This window comes from Bacillus sp. GMa5/1 (genome assembly GCF_050172015.1).
In the GTDB taxonomy this organism is placed as follows: Bacteria; Bacillota; Bacilli; order Bacillales; family Bacillaceae_G; genus Bacillus_A; species Bacillus_A cereus.
In genome coordinates, this window is the sequence record NZ_JBNLYC010000053.1 from 1 (window position 1) to 22,341 (window position 22,341).

Sequence of the window (22,341 nt, forward strand, 5' to 3'; positions counted from 1 at the left end):
CAGAAGAAGTGGAAGTAATTGCGGAAGTAGAAGAGTCAGAAGAAGCTGAAGTAATTGCGGAAGTAGAAGAGTCAGAAGAAGTGGAAGTAATTGCGGAAGCAGAAGAGTCAGAAGAAGCTGAAGTAATTGCAGAAATAAACGCGCCTGTAGTAGAGACATTTGTAGCACTTGAGGAAATTCAGCAAGAAGATGAAGCAATTGAACAAAAGAGTGAATTCATATATGTTGCTGAGGCTGATGAACAAACGAAGAAAGATGTTCAAAGCTTTGCGGATGTTTTAATTGCAGAAGAACAACCAGTTGTAGAAGAAGCGCCAGTCGCAGAAGAGCAACAAGTTGTAGAAGAAGCACCGGTCGTAGAAGAGCAATCAGTTGTAGAAGAAGCGCCAGTCGTAGAAGAACAACCAGTTGCCGAGGAAACACTAGTCGCAGAAGAGCAACGAGTTGTAGAAGAAGCACCGGTCGTAGAAGAGCAACGAGTTGTAGAAGAAGTGCCAGTTGCAGAAGAGCAACCAGTTGTACAAAAAGAAGAACCAAAACGTGAAAAAAAGCGTCATGTACCATTTAATGTTGTTATGTTGAAACAAGATAGAACACGATTAATGGAAAGACATGCAGCTAGAGCAAATGCAATGCAGCCTTCTGCTAATGTACGAGTAGAGAATAAGCCAGTGCAACAAGAGGTAGCAGAACCACAAGTGGAAGAACGCCCAGTGCAGCAAGTAGTAGCAAAACCACAAGTGGAAGAGCACCCAGTGCAGCAAGTAGTAGCAAAACCACAAGTGGAAGAGCAACCAATGCAGCAAGTAGTAGCAGAGCCACAAGTGGAAGAACGCCCAGTGCAGCAAGAGGTAGCAGAACCACAAGTGGAAGAGCAACCAATGCAGCAGGTGGTAGCAGAACCACAAGTGGAAGAACGCCCAGTGCAGCAAGTAGTAGCAGAACCACAAGTGGAAGAGCACCCAGTGCAGCAAGTAGTAGCAGAGCCACAAGTGGAAGAACAACCAATACAGCAAGTAGTGGTAGAGCAAGTACAAAAGCCAATTTCAAGTACGGAAGTACAAGAGAAAGCATATGTTGTAAATCAAAGAGAGAACGATATGCGAAATGTATTGCACACACCACCGACATACACTGTTCCGCCATTAGCGCTGTTGTCGATTCCACAGCAATCAGCGTTAGATAATACAGAATGGTTAGAGGAGCAGAAAGAATTATTAGATACAACGTTTAATAATTTTCACGTTGGAGCACATGTTATTAATGTATCGCAAGGGCCAGCAGTAACTCGTTTTGAGGTGCAGCCAGACCCAGGTGTGAAAGTAAATAAAATTACAAATTTAAGTGATGATATTAAGTTAAGCTTAGCTGCGAAAGATATTCGTATTGAAGCACCGATTCCAGGGAAGAGTGCGATTGGAATTGAAGTTCCAAATAAAGAAAGTAAGCCAGTATTTCTTCGCGAAATTTTAAGAAGTCCTGTATTCACAAAGAGTGAATCACCGCTTACTGTTGCGCTTGGACTTGATATTTCAGGGGATCCAATTGTAACGGATATTCGAAAAATGCCGCACGGACTTATTGCGGGTGCAACGGGTTCAGGTAAAAGTGTGTGTATTAACGCGATTTTAACGAGTATTTTATATAAAGCGAAACCACATGAAGTGAAGTTAATGTTAATTGATCCGAAGATGGTTGAGCTTGCACCATACAATGCTGTTCCACATCTTGTAGCACCTGTTATTACGGATGTAAAAGCAGCAACAGCTGCATTAAAATGGGCAGTTGAGGAAATGGAACGTCGTTATGAATTGTTTGCGCACGCAGGTGCTCGTGATTTAACTCGTTATAATACGATTGTAAGTGAGCGAGAAATTCCGGGAGAAACATTACCTTATATCGTTATTGTCATTGACGAGTTAGCCGACTTAATGATGGTAGCACCTGGTGATGTTGAAGAAGCGATTTGTCGTATTGCGCAAAAAGCACGTGCTTGTGGTATTCATTTATTAGTAGCGACGCAGCGTCCATCTGTAGATGTTATTACAGGTTTAATTAAGTCAAACATTCCAACGCGTATTGCGTTTACTGTATCATCTCAAGTTGATTCGCGTACGATTATCGATATTGGTGGCGCGGAGAAATTACTTGGCCGTGGTGATATGTTATTCTTAGGGAACGGTACATCTAAGCCTGTTCGTGTACAAGGTGTATATGTATCAGATGATGAGATTGAAAAGACAGTTGATCATGTGAAAAAGCAAATGAAGCCGAATTACTTATTTAAGCAAGAGGATTTATTAGCGAAAACAGAACAAGCTGAGTCGGAAGACGAATTGTTCTTCGAAGCATGTCAATTTGTTGTAGAACAAGGGGGAGCGTCCACATCTTCTGTACAGCGAAAATTCCGCATCGGTTATAATCGCGCAGCACGTCTCATTGAAGAGATGCAATCGCAAGGAATTATTTCTGAAGCAAGAGGAACGAAGCCAAGAGATGTCCTTATTTCTGAGGATGAATTCGCTGCTATGCAGGAAACAAATGTATAGTAAACGGTTATGCTGTATACTAAGAGAAAATGTTGGATAGTAAAGTAGGGAGTAAAGCGACATGAAAGAAATTGAATTAAAATTAAAAGGTGAAATAAATAGACTAACAAATAAAACATTTAAATTTGACGAACGTGTTGGAGAAGGGTGGTTCTCTGCCGTTTACTTTTTAAAGACTAGAGAAATCATCGAAGAATTTCGCCCGAAAAGTGTTGTAACGATGCAATTTTTCCAAAAGGAAAATGCAGTTCTTTGCGGAACGGATGAAGTAATTGCGTTGCTACAAACATTCGCTAAAAATCCTGAGGAACTTGAGATTAACTCTTTAAAAGATGGCGATAAAATTAGTCCATTTGAAACAGTGTTAACAATTCATGGTCCTTATGAAAATTTCGGATTTTTAGAAGGTGTCATTGATGGGATTTTAGCTCGTCGTACATCGGTTGCGACAAACGTATATAACGTTGTCCAAGCTGCGCGTAGCGTAGATAAAGAAAAACCAGTTATTTTCATGGGAGATCGTGACGATCATTATACACAACAAGCTGGTGACGGTTATGCAGCATACATCGGAGGTATGAGCGCACAAGCGACGCATGCGATGAATGAATGGTGGGGCAAAAGTGGTATGGGGACGATGCCTCACGCATTAATTCAAATGTTTAATGGTGATGTTGTAGAAGCGGCAAAAGCATATCATAAGAAATTCCCAGAAGATGAATTAGTTGTATTAATTGATTACAACAATGATGTCATTACAGATGCACTTCGCGTAGCGCGTGAATTTGGATCAACATTAAAAGGTGTACGTGTAGATACGTCCCGCACGATGATTGATCAATACTTCATTCGCCACCCAGAAGTACTTGGAACATTCGATCCACGTGGTGTAAACCCATCGCTTGTATTCGCACTTCGTAAAGCACTTGATGAAGAAGGATTCCAGCATGTAGACATCGTTGTAACTGGTGGATTTGATGAGAAGCGTATTCGTGAATTTGAAGCTCAAAACGTACCTGTTGACATATACGGGGTAGGAAGTAGCTTATTAAAAATGAATATTGGCTTTACTGGTGATAATGTAGAATTAAATGGGAAACCAGAAGCAAAAGCTGGTCGTAAATATCGTCCAAACCCACGTTTAGAGCGTGTTCAATTAGAAAAAAGAGAAGAGATGTAAAAGAGAGAAAAACTGATAGGTGATTGACCCTATCAGTTTTTCTGTTATCATAGTATAGCGGCTTCTTTTTTGCTATAATGGACTTGTTATGGATATATAAAGAAGTACGTACGAGTTTATCCTGATAAGTGAAGGGAAGAATAACTTCACTACATCAAAAATGTATGATGATTACCAAAATAAGAAAAGATTCATATACTGTCTTATAGATAGGCCGTTGTATTAGTTCGAAATGTTGGAGGTTCTTTAAGATGACAGTTTACCATTTTGTAGGAATTAAAGGAACAGGAATGAGTTCATTAGCGCAAATTCTTCATGATATGAAGCATACTGTTCAAGGGTCTGATTATGAAAAGCGTTTCTTTACACAAACAGCGTTGGAAAAGCGTAGTATCTCGATCCTTCCTTTTGATAAGAATAATGTAGAAGAAGGACAAGTGATTATTGCAGGAAATGCATTTCCTGATACGCATGAAGAAATCGTAGCAGCAAAAGAATTAAACATCCCAGTCCATCGTTACCATCATTTCTTAGGTGACCTGATGAGCCAATACACAAGTGTTGCTGTAACTGGTGCACACGGAAAAACATCAACAACAGGTTTGTTAGCCCATGTAATGCAAGGTGCACACCCAACATCTTACCTTATTGGAGATGGAACAGGGCATGGGGTAGAAAATAGTAAGTATTTTGTATTTGAAGCTTGTGAGTATCGTCGTCATTTCTTGTCTTATAATCCAGACTATGCAATTATGACGAATATTGATTTTGATCATCCAGATTATTTTGCAGACATCAATGATGTATTCAGTGCATTCCAAGAGATGGCATTGCAAGTGAAAAAAGGCATTATTGCATGTGGAGATGATGAAGAACTTCAAAAAATTCAAGCGAAAGTACCTGTTATTTTCTATGGATTTGGAGAAGATAATGATTTCCAAGCACGCAACATCCAAAAGAGAACAGATGGCACGATATTCGATGTATTCGTTCGTAACACGTACTATGATACGTTCAAAATTACAGGATACGGCAATCACAGCGTATTAAATGCGTTAGCAGTAATCGCGCTTTGCCATTATGAAAATGTTGATGTAGAAGCAGTAAAACATCAATTAACAACTTTTGAAGGCGTAAAACGTCGCTTTAATGAAAAGCCGATGGGAGAGCAAGTAATCATCGATGACTACGCACACCATCCGACAGAGATTAATGCAACGATTGAAGCTGCTCGTCAAAAACATCCAGAGCGTGAAATTGTCGCTGTATTCCAGCCACACACATTCTCACGTACAGAAAAGTTCTTAGATGAGTTCGCAGAAAGCCTAAGCAAAGCTGATCAAGTATACTTATGTGATATTTTCGGATCAGCACGCGAAAACAAAGGTGAATTAACAATCGAAGATCTGCAAAAGCGTATTGACGGTGCAGAACTAATTACAGATACAACAACGGATGTATTAAAGAAACATAAAAACGGCGTTCTAATTTTCATGGGCGCAGGAGACATCCAAAAATTCGAAGCAGCTTACGTAAAAGAAGTTCAAGTTGCAGAGAAGTAATAGGAAAGACGCATAGCTTGGCTATGCGTCTTTTTTGTGTGCTATGTTGGCATATATGATTCTTGAGGTTAGTCGATAAGTCGATATATTAGCGTGTATTTCTTTAGTTATAAATGTTAGAATAATAAGAAAAATAAAAAGGGGACCAAAAAACATGTTCACACTTCGAGTAGACGATGAAATCGAATTACAGTTATTAGAGAAGCATCATAAGGAGGAACTATATCAATTAATAGATCAAAACCGTAATCATTTACGAAAATGGCTCCCTTGGGTAGATGGGACGAAATCTGCTAATGCTTATGATGAGATTTTTCCGATGTGGTTAAAGAAGTTTGCAGAGGGAGACGGTTTTGAAAGTGGTATCCGTTACAAAGGAAAGCTCGTTGGGATGGTAGGCATTCATCCAGTGAGCTGGGGGAAGAAAGCGACGAGTCTTGGGTATTATCTTGCAGAAGATGCTGGCGGGAAAGGTATTATGACGCGTAGCGTAAAGGCTGTACTTCACTATGCATTTGAAAATTTAAAGTTGAATAAAATTGAAATTCGGTGCGGTGTTGGAAATGCGAAGAGCCGCGCAATTCCAGAACGTTTAGGATTTAAGTTAGATGGTATTTTACGAGATGAAGAATGGCTATATGATCATTTTCATGATATCGCTGTATATAGTTTACTAGCTTCAGAATGGAAAGAGATTCGATGAACGAGAAGATTCGTATTGTTCCATATGAAAGTACGTTTCAAGAGGAAGTAGTAGATCTTATCGTTCATATTCAGCAAAAAGAATATAATGTTCCCATTACGAAAGAAGAGCAACCTGATTTACTTGAAATAGAAACATTCTATCAAAAGGATCACGGAAACTTTTGGGTAGCAATTTATGATGGGAAAGTAGTTGGAACAGTAGCTTTATTAGATATTGAGAATCTTCAAGTAGCGCTAAGAAAAATGTTCGTGAAGAAAGAGTTTCGCGGAAAAGAATGGAGCGCGTCACATATGTTGCTTCAAACAGCAATTTCATGGGCTGAGGATAAAAAATTGAAAGATATTTACTTAGGAACAACAGTAAAATTTTTAGCGGCACATCGTTTTTATGAAAAGAATGGTTTTGAAAGTGTGAGTATAGACGAGTTGCCGAAAAACTTTCCGGTGCTACAGGTAGATAAGAAATTTTATAGGTACATTGTGTAAAAGGTCATTTAGAAATGGCCTTTTTCTATGAAGCAAAATGGAAATAGTGGTATAATTTAGGTTAGGGGGTGTAGGTATGAACTTTCCAATTCAAAGAAGTAAGTCAGTAGTCATTTTCGTTTGTCTTACGTTAGCTTTTATGTTTATATATCCAATTGTCATGCTTTTCACTAATAAAGCGCATTGGATGTCAGCGTTGATTGGGATGGGTTTATGCTTCATTGTAAATGTACCACTCGTTTGGGAAGTATTTATTAAAAAACATAAAGTAGAAAATGGCGTATTAAAGTACGGTATTTTAAATGATGATATTGTATTAAAAGATGTGAGAATTATACGTCAGGTCGGAAAGTCTCTTGAAATTACGACGAATGCATATAAAGTACATATCGTTGCGATGCCGCAAAATATGGATGAATTCTTGGGGCTTATAGAGAAAGAAAATCCACATGTGAAAATAGAAATGGTAGGGAAGAAATAAAAACGCTCGGCGAAAATTCCGAGCGTTTTTATTATTATTTTAAGTTCTCTGGGTTTAAAGCTTCTAGTTCAGGTACAACGAAGCGTCCGTCTTTACGGATTAGTACGTCGTCGAAGTAAATTTCGCCGCCGCCGTATTCAGGGCGTTGGATGCATACTAAATCCCAGTGGATGTTCGAGTTGTTGCCGTTCCATGCATCGTCGTAAGCTTGTCCAGGAGTGAAGTGGAAGCTGCCATCGATTTTTTCATCGAATAGGATGTCTCCCATTGGATGTAAGATGTATGGGTTTACGCCAATTGCGAACTCACCAACGTAGCGTGCGCCTTCGTCTGTATCGAAGATTTTGTTAATGCGCTCTGTATCGTTTGCAGTTGCTTCAACGATTTGACCGTTCTCAAACTTAAGTTGTACATTTTCAAATGTATAACCGTTGTAAGGAGATGGTGTGTTGTAAGAAACTGTACCGTTAACAGAATCACGAACTGGTGCAGAGTATACTTCACCGTCTGGAATGTTTAAATGACCTGAGCATTTAATTGCTGGAATGTCTTTAATAGAGAATGTTAAGTCAGTTCCAGGACCAGTTAAACGAACTTTATCTGTTTTATTCATTAATGTAACAAGGCTATCCATTGCCTTATCCATTTTACCGTAGTCTAAGTTACATACTTCGAAGTAGAAGTCTTCGAAAGCTTCTGTACTCATTTTAGCAAGCTGTGCCATAGAAGCATTTGGGTAGCGAAGAACAACCCAGCGTGTTTTTGGAACGCGAATGTCTCTATGAACTTTTTTACCAACTGTTTGGCCATGAACTTTCATACGCTCACTTGGAACGTCAGCTTGTTCATTAATATTATCGCCAGAGCGAAGGCCGATATAAGCGTCCATGTCTTTCATTACGCTTGCTTCATATGCAGCGATTTGTTCGAAATGTTCTTCAGTAGCACCCATTAATAAAGAGCGATCTACTTGATGATCTTTTAAAGAGACGAATGGGAAACCACCAGCTGCATATGCTTCTTTTACAAGTGCAGTTACAAGTTCTTTTTGTAAGCCAAAGTTTTCAATTAATACTTTTTCACCTTTTTGTAAGCGGATAGAGTAGTTAATTAAATTGTATGCTAACTTTTCAATACGTGGATCTTTCATATGTAAAGCCTCCCTACTAATTATGTATCCTCTCCTATTGTAACCTACTTAGTGGAATTTGTTGAATGATTTATGTTACAGTTAACGAATAAGTATGAAAATTCTAATGATGAGATAGGGATTAGAATGAAACGGAAAATGATTGTATAATAGGGGAAAGTATGAAAAAGATAAAGGAAGTGATGAAATGCAAGTTCTTTTATATGTAAGTGCGGCTATTATCGCGGTTGCTTTTGCAGTATTAGTAGTGTATGTATGCAGAACGTTGTTATCGGTTCAGAAGACGTTGGAAAACGTTGCAAGTACGTTAGAAGGTTTAGAAAAGCAAATGCAAGGAATTAGCGTAGAGACAGAGCAATTATTACATAAAACGAATGCGTTAGCTGATGATATTCAACAGAAGTCACAGTCATTAAATAAAGTGGTAGCGGGTGTAGATGGGATTGGAACGACAATCCAATCTTTAAATACGAAGCTTCGTAATGTATCGGACTCTGTAACGGACGAAATTGAAAATAACGCTGATAAAGTAGCGCAAGTTGTACAGTGGAGCAGTGCGGCGATTGAAGTATACAATCATTACCGTGCGTCGAGACAAGAGAAGAAGGTTGAAAAAGAAGAGCGTAAATTAGAAAGAATTGAGAAAAAAGCTGAAAAGAAAGAGAAGCGCTCTAGATTTCGTATGAGAGGTGAATCGTGATGAATATGACAAAACTTGAAACAATTGAAGAGCTTGAAGTCTTAGTAGAAAAGAACGAGCCGTATGTTCTTTTTAAACATAGTACGACATGCCCGATTAGTCACGGTGCATACACAGAATTTCAAGCGTATTGCAGCGAAGAAAGAGAAGTGCCAGCGTATTACTTATACGTACAAGATGCGAGAGATGTGTCAAATCGTGTTGCAGAACAATACAGTATTAGACATGAATCACCGCAAGTGCTATACATAAAAGATGGGATGGTAGTATGGAATACATCTCATTGGAATATTAAAAAAGATGCTTTAGAAGAGAATATAAAGTAAAAAGAAGCAAGCTAAAGGTGCTTGCTTCTTTTTTTTTGTTTTTGTTGAAATATATTTAGTGGTACACTATTAATAGTTCAAACTAAATAACTAGATTGTTGAAAGTAGGTTTTAAGTAATGAAGAAAATGGCATTATCCTTCGCAGTCGTAAGTTTATTACTAGGAGCTTGTAGTAACAATAGTAATACGATTAGTAAGAAGGATGAAGTTATACAAAAAGATACAAAAGAAAAAAGTATGATTCCGAGAACTGCTGTTTCTAAAGATTATTATAGAACTGTTATTCCTTTAAAAGAACAAAAGGTTATTAATACAGCTAATATAAAAACAAATTCTAAATTAGATTTAGCAGAGTATGAAAATGGTTTAATAAATATTGCAACGCAGCAATTTGATACAGAGAGTCACGTACTGCAATTAAACCAGTATATTCCAGAGAAACTAATTGATGAACTAGTTGCGAAAGTAGAAGCGCCAGTTTTGACGAATATTATAGAACAAGACTATTTCGGAAAACAGAATTCAAATGAATTAAGTTTATCTGGTGTTATGATTGGCTTAGCTATGTCTTCAAGTGTATCGAATGAAGAGGCTATGTCTAAAGGGACTGAAGTTGCTAAACAACTTATTGAAGCTATTAACAAAAATGATAAGTATAACAAATCTCCAATTACGTTTGCTATCTTTAAGCAAGAAAGTACTAGTTCTTTAAAAAATGGTACGTATATTGCTAGTGCTACTGTTCAAAAGAATGATACGAACCTTGGAAATTGGAGTACAATTGATGAAAAGTCGTATTCATATCCTTCTGATGAATTTACACAAGCACATGGAGAAGATAATACAAAAATAAATAACTTTGCTAAGGAAATAAAAGGTTTTTCTAATGGAGATTTTATTCCAGTCAACGCTAAAGTTTCTTATAAGAAAGATCAAATGGATACATTAAATATGAATATTGTTATTAAATATAACGGTAAAACAGAATTAATGGCTCTTACCCAATTGGCTGCGCAAGGTATGTTAGACAAATTGCCTAAAGATGCGAAAGTACAATTACAGATCAAGTCCGAGAGTAAAATCGAGGCTGTGATTATAAAAGAGAAAAACAGTGATAAACCGTTTGTTTCCTTCTTGTAAAAAAGACAGTATGTAAACTGTCTTTTTTATTTTAAATGAAAATATACAACGTTTTTTGATAGTAATTCATTGCTGTATATCGTGTGACAATCGTATATGTATCAGCTATAATAAGTTATCTTAAAAAAGTAACATATAGGAATTTGAAAGAGGTGGCTTTCTTATGGCATCACAACAATTAGGTCGTTTACGTTCTGAAATTGATCAACTTAATTTACAAATATTAGAGTTACTAAACGAAAGAGGTCGTCTCGTACAAGAAGTTGGTAATTTAAAAGAAGTACAAGGTGTGAAACGTTTTGATCCTGTACGTGAAAGAAATATGCTGGATTTAATTGCAGAGAATAATAATGGTCCATTTGAAACTTCGACTTTACAACATATTTTCAAACAAATTTTTTAAGCTGGTTTAGAATTACAAGAAGATGATCATCGTAAAGCATTACTTGTTTCTCGTAAGAAAAAAACAGAAGATACGATTGTTGAAATTAATGGTGAAAAAATTGGTGACGGAAATCAGCATTTTATTATGGGACCGTGTGCAGTGGAAAGTTATGAACAAGTACGTCAAGTTGCTGAAGCAATGAAAGAGAAAGGTCTGAAATTAATGCGTGGTGGTGCGTTCAAACCACGTACTTCACCGTATGATTTTCAAGGTCTTGGATTAGAGGGATTACAAATTTTGCGCCAGGTAGCAGATGAATATGATTTGGCTGTTATTAGTGAAATTTTAAATCCGAATGATATTGAGATGTCATTAGATTACGTTGATGTTATTCAAATTGGTGCTCGCAATATGCAAAACTTTGATTTGCTAAGGGCAGCTGGTGCTGTAAATAAACCAGTATTATTAAAACGTGGTCTATCAGCAACGATTGAAGAATTCATTAATGCGGCAGAATATATTATGGCAAAGGGAAATGGGAACATTATTTTATGTGAACGAGGTATTCGTACGTATGAAAGAGCGACGCGTAATACGCTTGATATTTCCGCTGTGCCGATTTTAAAGAAAGAAACACATTTACCTGTCGTTGTCGATGTAACGCATTCTACAGGGCGACGTGACCTTCTCTTACCAACTGCAAAAGCAGCGATGGCAATTGGTGCAGATGCAATTATGGCTGAAGTACATCCAGATCCAGCTGTAGCTTTATCAGATGCGGCGCAGCAAATGAATATACCGCAGTTCAATGATTTTATGAATGAATTAAAATCATTTGGAAGTAAATTATAAAAACTTTTAATGAGCTGTTCCAAAAAGGGATTTTGGAACAGCTTTCTCTTATTGTATAGCGACTGTCATTGTCGATTTTTGTTGGTAAGTTGATATATTTAAAAAATCGCTGATATAATTAGAGTTGCGGTCGATATATTTGGAAAATCGCTGATATATTTCGAGTTACAGTCGATATATTCGAAAAATCGCCGATATAAATTTCATTTACTATCGTACTGCTTAAAATAAGATTTCTACTTAGGAAACATCTATTTTTTTACAAAAAATGCCCTTTTTTCATAAAAAATACGAAAATACGAGAAAAGAAGCGAATTTTTTCGAAACTTTTGCGGGAAAATATTGTATGAGCCTGCGTTTTTATCGTATCATTAGTAAAAGGAAGAACTCGGGACGATTGGTGGCATCTGCAAATAGAGTTGATGTCTTTTTTTCATTCAAGTAACCGATACATAAAAATAGATAACAAAAATAGAAGGAGTGTGCGATGAGATGAACGTAACAATCTATGATGTAGCGCGCGAAGCAAACGTTTCAATGGCTACCGTATCTCGTGTTGTGAACGGTAACCCAAATGTAAAGCCTACAACAAGAAAGAAAGTATTAGAAGCAATTGATCGTTTAGGATACCGCCCGAATGCGGTAGCACGTGGACTAGCAAGTAAGAAGACAACTACAGTAGGTGTTATTATTCCTGATATCTCAAATACGTTTTATGCAGAACTTGCACGTGGAATTGAAGATATCGCAACAATGTACAAATATAACATCATTTTAAGTAACTCTGATCAAAACAAAGAGAAAGAGTTCCATTTATTAAATACGATGCTTGGAAAACAAGTGGACGGAATTGTTTTCATGGGTGAAGATATTACAGACATTCACATTGAAGAATTTAAAAAATCTCCAGTACCAATTGTATTAGCAGCGTCATTTGATGAGCAAAATGAAACGCCATCAGTAAATATTGATTATACACAAGCAGCTTATGATGCAATGAAGCACTTTATCGAGCAAGGACATAAACGTATCGGTTTCGTCTCTGGTCCTTTCATTGATAAAGCGGGAAGTGCGAAGAAGTTACAAGGTTATAAAAAAGCTTTAGAAGAAGCTGGTATTTCATATGATGAAAATCTTGTAATCGATGGAGATTACACATATGACTCAGGTATCGAAGCATTCGAAAAGCTTTGGAGCAATGATGAAAAGCCAACAGCAATCTTCGTATCTTCTGATGAAATGGCACTAGGTGTAATCCATGCAGCACAAGACGCTGGATTAAACGTACCAACTGACGTAGAAGTACTTGGTTTCGATAATACACGTCTTGCATTAATGGTTCGTCCGCAGCTTTCAACAGTTGTTCAACCGATGTATGATATCGGTGCAGTAGCAATGCGTCTATTAACAAAGTATATGAACAAAGAAAAAGTGGAAGATCACACTGTTATCTTACCTCACCGTATCCAATTTAGAGATTCAACGAAGTAAGTATAAAAAAGCTCACAGCGATTGCTGTGAGCTTTTATTCATATTCAGGATAATATTTTTCAATTACTGTATCTACAGTTTCATTTTTCTTAACATGTAAAAATCTTGCGTACAATTCTTTTCCAGTTTCAAATGGGGTATCGTCTAATTCAAACACATGTAACACTTTTCGGAACGTCCACGTTATTTGCTCATCTTACATATTATCGTACGTATCTTCAGATTGCATAGCAATTTTTTTACCAAGTTCGTGAGCATCCTCTAAACTGTTTGCTTTAACAAGAATAATGCTTTCTTCAAAAAGTGTATCGTGATTCTCTTCATAATGCCTTCGCTATAGATGGGGCTATTCCTTGTTATATGTCACATAAGTGCAAATTTAACTATTATAGGGCAATGTCATGTATAATAGAAAGAAAAGGCTTGTGAGGGGGGAAAAGAGATGATCGTTCTTTGGATAATTACGCTTTGTATGACTGCTATTTTTGCATATATGACGTTAAAACAAAATGGTTTAAAGCGATTTGTTCCAGGAAGTATTCTTGCAGGAATTGCCCTTATCACGTATGTAATTTCTATTTTTATTGAAAGTGTATCAGTAGATATGAGCACAAGTTTAATGTTTATTGGTATTACACTATTTGCAGGTAGCATTATGGTACTTATGGTTGCTGGTATTATTTTATTTATTCATATGAATTCGGAAACGTTATAGCATATAGAAAAGGCATGTCCCGAGGGACATGCCTTTTTATCCGTTCAATTATGCTCTATCTTTAGAAGAGTTTTGCTGTTTTAGTAAGTCGCGAATTTCGCCAAGAAGTTCTTCTTCTTTTGTTGGTTCTGGAAGTTCTTCCTCTTTTTCTTCTTCTCTTTTAGATGTTAGTTTGTTGAAAACTTTAACAAACATAAAGATAGCAGCTGCAATAATTAAGAAATCAAAAATAGTTTGGATGAAGTTACCATACATAATAGATGATTTACCGAATGTAATTTTTAAATCTGTAAAGTCAACGCCACCTAATACCATACCAAGTAATGGTGTGATGATATCTTTTACTAAAGAACTAACGATTTTACCGAATGCAGCACCGATTACAACCCCGACAGCTAAATCGATTACATTCCCTTTGAAAGCGAACTTTTTAAACTCGTTCCACATGTGTTAATCCCATCCTTTCCACGATTCATTATGAAATTTATAATTCCTATCAACATATTCTATAGAAATTTACGAGAGAAATAAAGAGGGAATGGGAATGAAAGTAAATTCTGAAAAATGTATCCGTTTTAATTTTTATTTACATCATCTAGTAAAGATTGTAGCATTTGCTGCGTTTTTAATCCTTCTAATCCGTCTACAACAGGCTTTGTATCGCCTTGTACACACTCAATAAAATGATGAACAGCATCTTCAAAACCACGTTGTTTTAACGTCGTATCCCATGATGGGGAACCACTTTGTGAAACTGAGTTTTCCTGTTCAATTTCAAATGTATTCATATTTTTTACGCGAATGATTTTTCCTGTCGTTACAAGTTCAATTTGTTCTAAATTTGTACCGGCATGGCGATGCATTGCAGTAGAAAGTAACAGTCCACTTGGCGTTGTATATGTATGATGTCCGTAAAGAAGTTCATTCTTTTCATTCATTTGCATCATATTGTGAACGACGTTAAGGTCATCGTTAGCTAACCAACGGGCAGTATCTACAATGTGTAAATAATCATCTAACATAGTGAAGTCGTACGTATATGGCCCGACTTTATTTGTACGATGCTTTTCAATTCGAATCCATGAAATATCATTAGCCTGTTCTTTGGCAGCGACATACATAGGAACGAATCTGCGATTAAATCCGACCATTAATTTTCGGTTATACTTCTCGCTCAACTCGACTAGTTGCTCAGCTTGTTCCACTGTAGCTGCTAGCGGTTTATCAACATAAACGTCGATCCCTTTTTTTAGAAGTTCAGAAACGATTTCATAATGCGATGCAGTTGAACTATGAACGAAGATTGCATCGCATTCCGAAGCTAACATTTCAATAGAATGAAAGTCTTGAATTCGGTATTGCTGGCAAACTTGTTTTCTTTTCTCTGCGTTAGGTGTAAACGCCCCTACAAAATTCCAATCAGTTTCTTTTGTAAGTGTTGGAAGATAGGCCTTTTGCGCAATACTTCCAAGTCCAATCATCCCAATTTTAGGTTTGTTCATATTTATTCCCACCCTATTAATAGTAATGTAACGGCTTAAATGTAGCATAGGGTGGGGGAGGAAGGCAAAAATTAGCTTTTTACTTACGGCCTTCTAACAAAATCTTCTCTATCTCTTCAAAGTGATGAGCGCGAGCATGCTCTAACGGGGTAACACCATCATTGTCTGGAATATTTACATCTGCACCGTGCTCAATAAGAAGGCGAATGACTTGTTGCTGTGTTTCGTTTCCGTTACTTAGTACGATGGCTTCCATTAAAGCTGTCCATCCCAAGTTATTTACATGATTTACATCAATATTTGTTTGAGTGAGGAGTTCTTTTATAACGTCAATATAGCCATGTTCTGAGGCTGGGATAAGAGCTGTTCCGCCGTAACGATTTGTAATCGTAGGATCTGCACCAGCATCAATTGTTAGTTTTAAAATGTCTAAGTAACCTTCCGCACCGGCATATAGAAAGGGATTATTTTTCATGTTATCTTGGATATTTACGTCAGCACCAGCTTCGATAAGTGCCTTTGCGGTTTTTACATCATTTTTGTATGTAGCAATCATAAGCGGAGTGTGTCCTTGACTATCCGTCGCATTTATATTTGCGCCTTGTTTTAGTAAAGATATAACAGTATTCGTTTCATTTTTTTCAGTAGCTGCTAGTAGTGCAGTCTCCATGTTTATCATCTCCTTTTTTACTTCATGTTCTTGCGAGCATCCTTGTAAAAAAATTACGCAACATATCATACTGAATGTTTTTTTGAACATGGAATTTCAACCTCCTAATTCCAACTGTAAAATAGGAACATTAAATTTTTATAAACTGACGCTAAAATTACTATAAAATTGCTTGAGTAATTGAACATATATTTTTATGCTTATAAATAATAAGGTTTGATAAAGTGAGGATTTAAGATATGTCTATTAAAACAAGGTTTTTATTTTCTTATATTGCTGTTATCCTCGTTTCCATTACGCTTATATTAGTCACGGGATTTTTAATCGTTTTTTCGATAACAGGTGACTTGGAAGCAGTGAAAAATTTCTATAAAAGTTCTTACATTCAAAAGCCGCTTACACCAGAAGAAGAGAATGCCTATCTTGAGTTGAAGTCAGCAGCGAAACAGCATCAATCTCAATTGTTAGATGAGTCGTTTGTCTCAGCAATAGAAAAAGAGGGTGTGAAAATAGTAGTAAGAAAAGGAGAAACACTTTCATATGCTTCAAACGTATTTGAAAGTGTATCTTTAAAAGAAGCCCTTCCGAAATTTGAATCAGCAAATATTAATAGTCGTGGTACAACGGAACTAGGCGATACATTTTATCGATATGTAAAGTTTGATTTTTATTTTCCTCAGGAAGAAGAGGGAAGTATATTTGTATTAAAAAAGCAAAGTTCATTTGTAGATCTTACACAAAAATTATTTCCAATCTTATTCGTATCGCTTTTACTACTAGCCATTTTACTCATTGGATTATTAAGTTACCTCGTTTCAAGAAGTGTAATAAAACCAATTTTTGTATTGAAAGGCGCAACGGAGAAAATTAAAGAAGGAAATTTAGATTTTCAAATACCAATTACATCACACGACGAAATAGGGCAATTAAATCAAGGGTTTGAGGAAATGAGGAAGAGATTAAAAGAATCGATAGAGATGCAAACGCAGTATGAAGAAAATCGAAAAGAGCTTATTTCAAACATCTCTCATGATTTAAAAACACCGATTACATCAATTATCGGATATGTAGAAGGAATAAAGGACGGAGTAGCAAATACGCCAGAAAAAATGGATAAGTATTTAACAACTATCCATACGAAAGCAAGACATATGGATACACTTATTGATGAATTATTTTTATTCTCAAAGCTCGATTTGAATCGAGTTCCCTTTCAGTTTGAAACGGTTGAATTGAATACTTTTATGCAAGAGTTAATCGAAGAGATGCAAATGGATTTAAGTAAAGAAGGTATAGAAGTTAACTTACAATTACATGCATCACCACTATATGTAACGGCTGATTGCGAAAAGATCAATAGAGTTATATCAAATTTAATTCATAATAGTGTGAAATACATGGATAAAGAAGAGAAGAAAATTACTGTAACAGTATCGAGTGATAATAATAAAGTTATTGTGAAAGTGATGGACAATGGATCAGGTATAGAATCTGATACATTGCCGTATATCTTTGAACGTTTTTATCGTGCAGAACAATCGCGGAATTCTAGCACAGGTGGAAGTGGACTTGGTTTAGCAATAGCGAAGCAAATTGTTGAAGAACATGGCGGGGAAATTTGGGCGGAAAGCGAGCTTGGTAAAGGCACAAGCATTTTCTTCTCATTGGAAAAAGTAGAGGAATGTGGTGAGTAAATTGAAAAGAATTTTATTAATAGAAGATGAAGTAAGTATTGCAGAATTACAGCGAGATTATTTAGAAATTAATGATTTCCAAGTTGATGTAGAGCATTCAGGAGAAATAGGTTTACAAACAGCCTTGCAAGAAGACTATGATTTAATTATTTTAGATATTATGCTTCCGAAAATGAACGGATTCGAAATTTGTAAACAAATACGTGCTGTAAAAGATATTCCGATTCTACTTGTTTCAGCAAAAAAAGAAGATATAGATAAAATTCGCGGACTCGGATTAGGAGCGGATGATTATATAACGAAACCGTTTAGCCCGAGTGAATTAGTCGCAAGAGTAAAAGCACATATTGCCCGTTATGAAAGATTATTAGGAAATGTAAGTAAGCAACGTGATACGTTATATATTCACGGAATTTCTATCGATCAACGAGCGAGAAAAGTTTTTATAAACAATGAAGAAGTGGCGTTTACAACGAAGGAATTTGATTTATTAACATTCTTTGTCACACATCCAAACCAAGTATTAAATAAAGAACAGTTATTTGAACGCATTTGGGGATTAGATTCCGCTGGGGATTTAGCCACTGTTGTCGTCCACATTAGAAAGCTACGTGAAAAAATTGAAAGAGATCCTGCTCACCCGCAATATATTGAAACGGTATGGGGAGCTGGTTATCGTTTTAATGTGTAATATACCTGCCGAGTAATTGGCAGGTTTTTTTGTATGTTATTCAAATGGAAAGGAAGGAATAGGTAATTTATGTTAAAATGTAAAGAGAAACAAAACAGAGGAGAGCATGAGGGGCGTGCTATATTTTGGGAGATATATTAAAAGATAATAAATCAAACAAGGCTTTAAAGATTGGAACTAATATCGTACTTATCTTATTGATTATTGGTGCAATACAAATGTTTTATGATGAAGATTCTATGAATGATTATTTCGGTTGGGTCTTTTTTGCGATCTTTTGGGTAATTAAAAGCATTTCTAGCTCTAAGGTAAGTTTAAAAGATAGAGATAAAAAGTCGGTATTACTTGATGTGGGTTTAGTTGTTATTTCTTTTATTTTTTTAGTTGTTTTTAGTGTGAAATATTTCGTTTGAAAAAAGCTCATAGTCGTATAGAGGCTATGAGCTTTTTGTCAGTGTTTAGGTTTTCTTAATAATAATGGTACTAACGATTTATAAAATGTTTGAGTAGTAGAAGTAAACTGATCAGCTTCTTCTAAAAAAGGATAATGGTTGCTGTTTTCGAATGGAATGAAGATAGAATTACGTATCCCATCATGTATCTCGATAGAATATTGAACTGGACACTGCACATCATATCTTCCGCATATAATAAGTGTCTTTGTTTGGATGAAAGGTAAATACTCTCTTAAATCAAATGAAGGATATTCATTGGCGAAAGCGTTCATCCGGCTAACGGACATTGTTTTATTGATTGGTTTACAAAAATAAGAGTTGTAGTTTTCTGGTTTATACAATGATAATTTTGTTCTCTCAGTAGATAGTTCTTTTCGTTCTTCACTTGTAAGGTGAGGGCTTTTTAAGTTTTCGATGAGTTTTTGCATATAATGAAACTGTGGATGTGCTGGGTGATAAATGCAAAATGGTGTTTCGGTATAGTTACTTGCTGCAGCTCCTGCTACGACTAATGATTGTAAGGAATTTGGATATGTAATCGCATATAAAAGTCCAAGCATACCACCTGTTGAATGACCGGCGAAATGCCATGTTGGAAGTTGTAATGCTTCTCGTATTGCTTCTAAGTCGTGGATTGTTTCAATCATGCTTAATTCGTTTTCTGACTGGGCGGTTACAGAGCGACCAGTATCTCGTAAATTAATGAGAAATACACGATGCGTAGCAGTAAAAACATCCGCAAAGTAATCACCAGTTTCATTAAATTGTGAATAGTGATGTGTAATACAAAGCGATTCGCCATTTCCTTTTGTAAAGAGTTCAAATGTACCGCGTTTCGTGTTGATTATTTGTTGTGTCCACATAATATCACGACCTTTTCTCATAAAAGTTGGGCCAGACTGTTATAAAATGAAAATATATCAGCGATTATTAGAATATATCGGCGCCACTCGGAATATATCAGCGATTATCAAAATATATCGGCGTAACTCGGAATATATCAGCGATTATTAAAATATATCGACTTACCGACAGAAAACGACAATAATAGCAAGCTTTAAATAAAAGGAGGCTATTCAAAAACGAGCCTCCTTTTCGTTTAGTATAAAGATTTTGTCATATTATTCCGAATAATTTCAAGGGATTTCGCTACAGTTAATGCGTTTTTTTCTTCAATTTCTGGTTTACGGGGGATAGGTTTATACATGTTGTCTGGATCTTCCCATGTGAGGGGAAGTTCTGTTTCTGCTTGTCCTTTCCAAGCTTCAATCCATTCTGGAGGGAGATAACCTGAGATGTTTTGGATGTTGTTCATTTCGAGCCAAATGAGCGCCCAAGCTCTTGGAACGACGCGCCAGTGATCATAGCCACCGCCACCGACAGCGATCCAGCGACCTTCGCAATATTCATTAGCAATTTCACGAGCGAGCTTCGGTATTTCGCGGTAAATATTCATTGTCGCACAAAGATGTGTAAGTGGGTCATAATAATGTGCGTCAGCACCATTTTGCGTTAAAATAATATCCGGTTTAAAGTACGCTGCAACTTCTTTTACAACAGTTCGATATGATTCTAAGAACGATTCATCTTCTGTAAAAGCATCGAGTGGAACATTAAAAGAATAACTATAACCATTACCTTGGCCACGTTCGTTTACAGCGCCAGTTCCAGGGAATAAATAACGACCAGTTTCATGCAGTGAAATGGTGCATACGTTAGGGTCATCATAAAACGACCACTGTACGCCATCACCGTGATGAGCATCTGTATCAATATATAAGACGCGTAAACCGTATTTCTTTTGAATATATTTCATTGCGATAGAACTGTCGTTATAAATACAAAAGCCAGATGCTTTGCCGCGAAAGCCGTGATGTAAGCCGCCGCCCAAATTAAGTGCGTGTTTTACTTTTCCGGAAAGAACAGCATCGACAGCTGTTAACGTACCGCCAACGAGCAATGCGCTTGCTTCGTGCATATTTGGGAACATCGGTGTATCTTCTGTTCCGAGTCCATATGTCATTGCAATTGATTTTTCTAACTTTCCTTCTCCAGCACGTTTTACCGCATTTATGTACTCCTCTGTATGAACGTAGGCGATCTCTTCATCTGTAGCCATCCGTGGTGAGATGATTTGAGAGGGAGAGATGAAACCGCCCTTTTGTAATAAATCATACGTAAGTGTGACGCGCAGTTGGTTAAAAGGATGATCAGGGCTAAATGAATAGCCCCGAAAGTCATCCGAATAAATAAACGCGCTACTCATGCCTGCATCCCCATGATGTTTGGCCATAATACGCGGTAACCTTCTGCTTCAAGTGCATCAATCACTTTTAGAGGATTCATCGTTTGAATGCGGAAAACGAGTACTTTATCATTCTCGTCTTTTGCTGGGTAGACGAGAACGCTCACGATATTTATTTGTAAATCACTAAAAATAGCAACGACTTTTCCAAGAATACCAGGTTCGTTTTTTACTTGAATTTCAATTTGCGAACTTGGTTGATGTGCTCCTGTTAATTTTACTAATGTGTGCAGTACTGTAGATTCAGAAATGATTCCAACTAACTTCCCGGCCTTTGTAACAGGAAGACAGCCAATTTTATTTTCAAAAAATAAAGTAGCAATTTCCTCAACGAAATCGAGAGGATGGCAAGTCATAACAGGATGTTTCATAATAAGTTCGAGCGGTTGCTGTAGCATATCGATTGAAACTTGTTCATCTAGAATAGACGGACTTGCATCTCTTACATCCCGATCAGAAATAATGCCTACGACGTGATTATTTTGATCGACAATTGGAATGTGCCGAATGCCTTTCGTGCGTATCGTTCGGATTGCTGTTTCGATTGTATCGTTTGGATGTAATGTAACTACATTTTGATTCATAATTTCTTCTACAATCATTCCAGTTGCCCCCTTTATTAATACATAAAACGATTGTGAAAACGTAGACGATCAAAAGCTTGAATAGAATCCGTATCAACGCGTTTACCGATGCGGACCATTAAACAGTTGGCAGGATGTGAACAAATTTCAGGATCGTCTGTAGCCATCCATTGTAACCCGCCAGCATTCATCATCTTCTCCATTACTTTTCGGTATTCCCACACATTCAATCCTGTTTGTTTCAAATCCCAGTGCCAATAATATTCAGTCGTCAATATAATGTAATCTTCCATATAATCGTCCATCATAGAAACCTCTAGTAAGTTCTTTCCGACAGAACTCCCGCGGAAGGCTGGGACTACTTCAATTGCCCCAAGCTCAATTAAGTTTTCCATTTTTCCTTCTGACCATCGTTCAAGTGGATCAGGATACAAGTATGTAACATATCCAACAATTGTTTGGTCATGTCTAGCAATAATGAGACGAGCTTCTGGTAATTTAGAAATTTCGACAATTGCTTTATATTGTTGCTCGGCAGGACGAAACGCAATTAAGTCTGGATGAAACTCATACATTTCTAAGTTATGTGTAGAGACAGGACCTTCAATAATTAAAGTGCCTTTCGCTGTTTTTAAGTTTCTAGCATTATATATTTTTTTATGAATCAATGTATTGCTCACCACCTTGAGGGTTTGTGAATCTATTAATATCGTACTT

At 36.7% G+C, this 22,341-nt stretch carries 22 protein-coding genes and 2 pseudogenes; 15 read left to right on the top strand and 9 right to left on the bottom strand.

Going from position 1 to position 22,341, the window contains the following annotated elements; genetic code table 11:
- The 6 genes from ACQGSG_RS14605 to ACQGSG_RS14630 form a co-directional block, all read left to right on the top strand.
- Positions 1-2,549, top strand: a 2,549-nt coding sequence (locus ACQGSG_RS14605) for a DNA translocase FtsK (RefSeq protein ID WP_426947557.1), incomplete at its 5' end; no start/stop codon positions are given.
- Between the two features lie 61 nt (positions 2,550-2,610).
- The gene (locus ACQGSG_RS14610) at positions 2,611-3,729 is read left to right on the top strand and encodes a nicotinate phosphoribosyltransferase (protein ID WP_000658370.1); all 1,119 of its coding nucleotides are present in this window, start codon (positions 2,611-2,613) and stop codon (positions 3,727-3,729) included.
- Positions 3,730-3,980: 251 nt separating this feature from the next.
- Entirely contained in the window at positions 3,981-5,291 is a 1,311-nt protein-coding gene (gene murC, locus ACQGSG_RS14615; RefSeq protein ID WP_000219468.1) for a UDP-N-acetylmuramate--L-alanine ligase, read from the top strand.
- 154 nt (positions 5,292-5,445) lie between these two features.
- The gene (locus tag ACQGSG_RS14620) at positions 5,446-5,994 is read left to right on the top strand and encodes a GNAT family protein (RefSeq protein WP_325842509.1); all 549 of its coding nucleotides are present in this window, start codon (positions 5,446-5,448) and stop codon (positions 5,992-5,994) included.
- On the top strand, positions 5,991-6,482 hold the full coding sequence (locus ACQGSG_RS14625) for a GNAT family N-acetyltransferase (protein WP_025966469.1): 492 nt from the start codon (positions 5,991-5,993) through the stop codon (positions 6,480-6,482). The genes ACQGSG_RS14620 and ACQGSG_RS14625 overlap by 4 nt, the downstream gene beginning before the upstream one ends.
- A 76-nt stretch (positions 6,483-6,558) precedes the next feature.
- Positions 6,559-6,963: a PH domain-containing protein gene (locus tag ACQGSG_RS14630; RefSeq protein WP_001010627.1), complete on the top strand. Its 405-nt coding sequence runs from the start codon at positions 6,559-6,561 to the stop codon at positions 6,961-6,963.
- A 34-nt stretch (positions 6,964-6,997) separates the two neighbouring features.
- Here ACQGSG_RS14630 and ACQGSG_RS14635 read toward each other — a convergent pair whose 3' ends face one another.
- Positions 6,998-8,113: an aminopeptidase gene (locus tag ACQGSG_RS14635; RefSeq protein ID WP_000654731.1), complete on the bottom strand. Its 1,116-nt coding sequence runs from the start codon at positions 8,111-8,113 to the stop codon at positions 6,998-7,000.
- A 187-nt stretch (positions 8,114-8,300) separates the two neighbouring features.
- Between ACQGSG_RS14635 and ACQGSG_RS14640 the strand changes: the two genes are divergently transcribed.
- The 5 genes and pseudogenes from ACQGSG_RS14640 to ccpA all read left to right on the top strand — a co-directional run bounded on the left by ACQGSG_RS14640 (position 8,301) and on the right by ccpA (position 13,008).
- Entirely contained in the window at positions 8,301-8,813 is a 513-nt protein-coding gene (locus tag ACQGSG_RS14640; protein ID WP_001197720.1) for a DUF948 domain-containing protein, read from the top strand.
- Positions 8,813-9,139, top strand: coding sequence for a bacillithiol system redox-active protein YtxJ (gene ytxJ / locus ACQGSG_RS14645; protein WP_001057469.1), 327 nt, complete (start codon positions 8,813-8,815; stop codon positions 9,137-9,139). Before ACQGSG_RS14640 ends, ytxJ begins: the two co-directional genes overlap by 1 nt.
- Before the next feature lie 118 nt (positions 9,140-9,257).
- Positions 9,258-10,280: a CamS family sex pheromone protein gene (locus ACQGSG_RS14650; protein WP_000738025.1), complete on the top strand. Its 1,023-nt coding sequence runs from the start codon at positions 9,258-9,260 to the stop codon at positions 10,278-10,280.
- Positions 10,281-10,443: 163 nt separating this feature from the next.
- Positions 10,444-11,517, top strand: a pseudogene (locus ACQGSG_RS14655) (bifunctional 3-deoxy-7-phosphoheptulonate synthase/chorismate mutase).
- A 492-nt stretch (positions 11,518-12,009) separates the two neighbouring features.
- Positions 12,010-13,008: a catabolite control protein A gene (gene ccpA, locus ACQGSG_RS14660; protein WP_001103297.1), complete on the top strand. Its 999-nt coding sequence runs from the start codon at positions 12,010-12,012 to the stop codon at positions 13,006-13,008.
- Positions 13,009-13,042: 34 nt separating this feature from the next.
- Here the strand turns inward: ccpA and ACQGSG_RS14665 are convergent.
- Positions 13,043-13,336 (bottom strand): annotated as a pseudogene (locus ACQGSG_RS14665) (DUF4288 domain-containing protein); the annotation flags it as partial.
- A gap of 114 nt (positions 13,337-13,450) precedes the next feature.
- On the opposite strand from ACQGSG_RS14665, the gene ACQGSG_RS14670 reads away from it, so the two are divergent.
- Positions 13,451-13,723 carry a DUF3917 domain-containing protein gene (locus ACQGSG_RS14670; protein WP_000636589.1) on the top strand — a complete coding sequence of 91 codons (273 nt, stop codon included), beginning with the start codon at positions 13,451-13,453 and terminating at the stop codon, positions 13,721-13,723.
- A 48-nt stretch (positions 13,724-13,771) separates the two neighbouring features.
- Here the strand turns inward: ACQGSG_RS14670 and mscL are convergent, their stop codons facing one another.
- The 3 genes from mscL to ACQGSG_RS14685 all read right to left on the bottom strand — a co-directional run bounded on the left by mscL (position 13,772) and on the right by ACQGSG_RS14685 (position 15,985).
- The gene (gene mscL / locus ACQGSG_RS14675; RefSeq protein ID WP_000267003.1) at positions 13,772-14,170 is read right to left on the bottom strand and encodes a large-conductance mechanosensitive channel protein MscL; all 399 of its coding nucleotides are present in this window, start codon (positions 14,168-14,170) and stop codon (positions 13,772-13,774) included.
- Between the two features lie 128 nt (positions 14,171-14,298).
- Positions 14,299-15,225, bottom strand: coding sequence for a Gfo/Idh/MocA family protein (locus ACQGSG_RS14680; protein WP_030028586.1), 927 nt, complete (start codon positions 15,223-15,225; stop codon positions 14,299-14,301).
- A gap of 79 nt (positions 15,226-15,304) precedes the next feature.
- On the bottom strand, positions 15,305-15,985 hold the full coding sequence (locus tag ACQGSG_RS14685; protein ID WP_044584908.1) for an ankyrin repeat domain-containing protein: 681 nt from the start codon (positions 15,983-15,985) through the stop codon (positions 15,305-15,307).
- Positions 15,986-16,134: 149 nt separating this feature from the next.
- Between ACQGSG_RS14685 and ACQGSG_RS14690 the strand changes: the two genes are divergently transcribed.
- From ACQGSG_RS14690 to ACQGSG_RS14700, 3 genes are all read left to right on the top strand, one after another.
- Positions 16,135-17,589, top strand: coding sequence for a sensor histidine kinase (locus tag ACQGSG_RS14690; RefSeq protein ID WP_044584907.1), 1,455 nt, complete (start codon positions 16,135-16,137; stop codon positions 17,587-17,589).
- Position 17,590: 1 nt separating this feature from the next.
- On the top strand, positions 17,591-18,280 hold the full coding sequence (locus tag ACQGSG_RS14695) for a response regulator transcription factor (RefSeq protein ID WP_001986686.1): 690 nt from the start codon (positions 17,591-17,593) through the stop codon (positions 18,278-18,280).
- Positions 18,281-18,402: 122 nt separating this feature from the next.
- The gene (locus ACQGSG_RS14700) at positions 18,403-18,693 is read left to right on the top strand and encodes a hypothetical protein (protein WP_076774657.1); all 291 of its coding nucleotides are present in this window, start codon (positions 18,403-18,405) and stop codon (positions 18,691-18,693) included.
- Positions 18,694-18,731: 38 nt separating this feature from the next.
- On the opposite strand, the gene ACQGSG_RS14705 is transcribed toward ACQGSG_RS14700, so the two are convergent.
- The 4 genes from ACQGSG_RS14705 to acuA all read right to left on the bottom strand — a co-directional run bounded on the left by ACQGSG_RS14705 (position 18,732) and on the right by acuA (position 22,292).
- The gene (locus tag ACQGSG_RS14705; protein WP_114556459.1) at positions 18,732-19,619 is read right to left on the bottom strand and encodes an alpha/beta fold hydrolase; all 888 of its coding nucleotides are present in this window, start codon (positions 19,617-19,619) and stop codon (positions 18,732-18,734) included.
- A gap of 215 nt (positions 19,620-19,834) precedes the next feature.
- Positions 19,835-21,001 carry an acetoin utilization protein AcuC gene (gene acuC, locus ACQGSG_RS14710; protein ID WP_000092824.1) on the bottom strand — a complete coding sequence of 389 codons (1,167 nt, stop codon included), beginning with the start codon at positions 20,999-21,001 and terminating at the stop codon, positions 19,835-19,837.
- Positions 20,998-21,642 carry an acetoin utilization AcuB family protein gene (locus ACQGSG_RS14715; RefSeq protein ID WP_000634578.1) on the bottom strand — a complete coding sequence of 215 codons (645 nt, stop codon included), beginning with the start codon at positions 21,640-21,642 and terminating at the stop codon, positions 20,998-21,000. The genes acuC and ACQGSG_RS14715 overlap by 4 nt, the downstream gene beginning before the upstream one ends.
- 17 nt (positions 21,643-21,659) lie before the next feature.
- On the bottom strand, positions 21,660-22,292 hold the full coding sequence (acuA, locus tag ACQGSG_RS14720) for an acetoin utilization protein acetyltransferase AcuA (protein ID WP_000581388.1): 633 nt from the start codon (positions 22,290-22,292) through the stop codon (positions 21,660-21,662).
- Between the last annotated feature and the right edge of the window lie 49 nt (positions 22,293-22,341).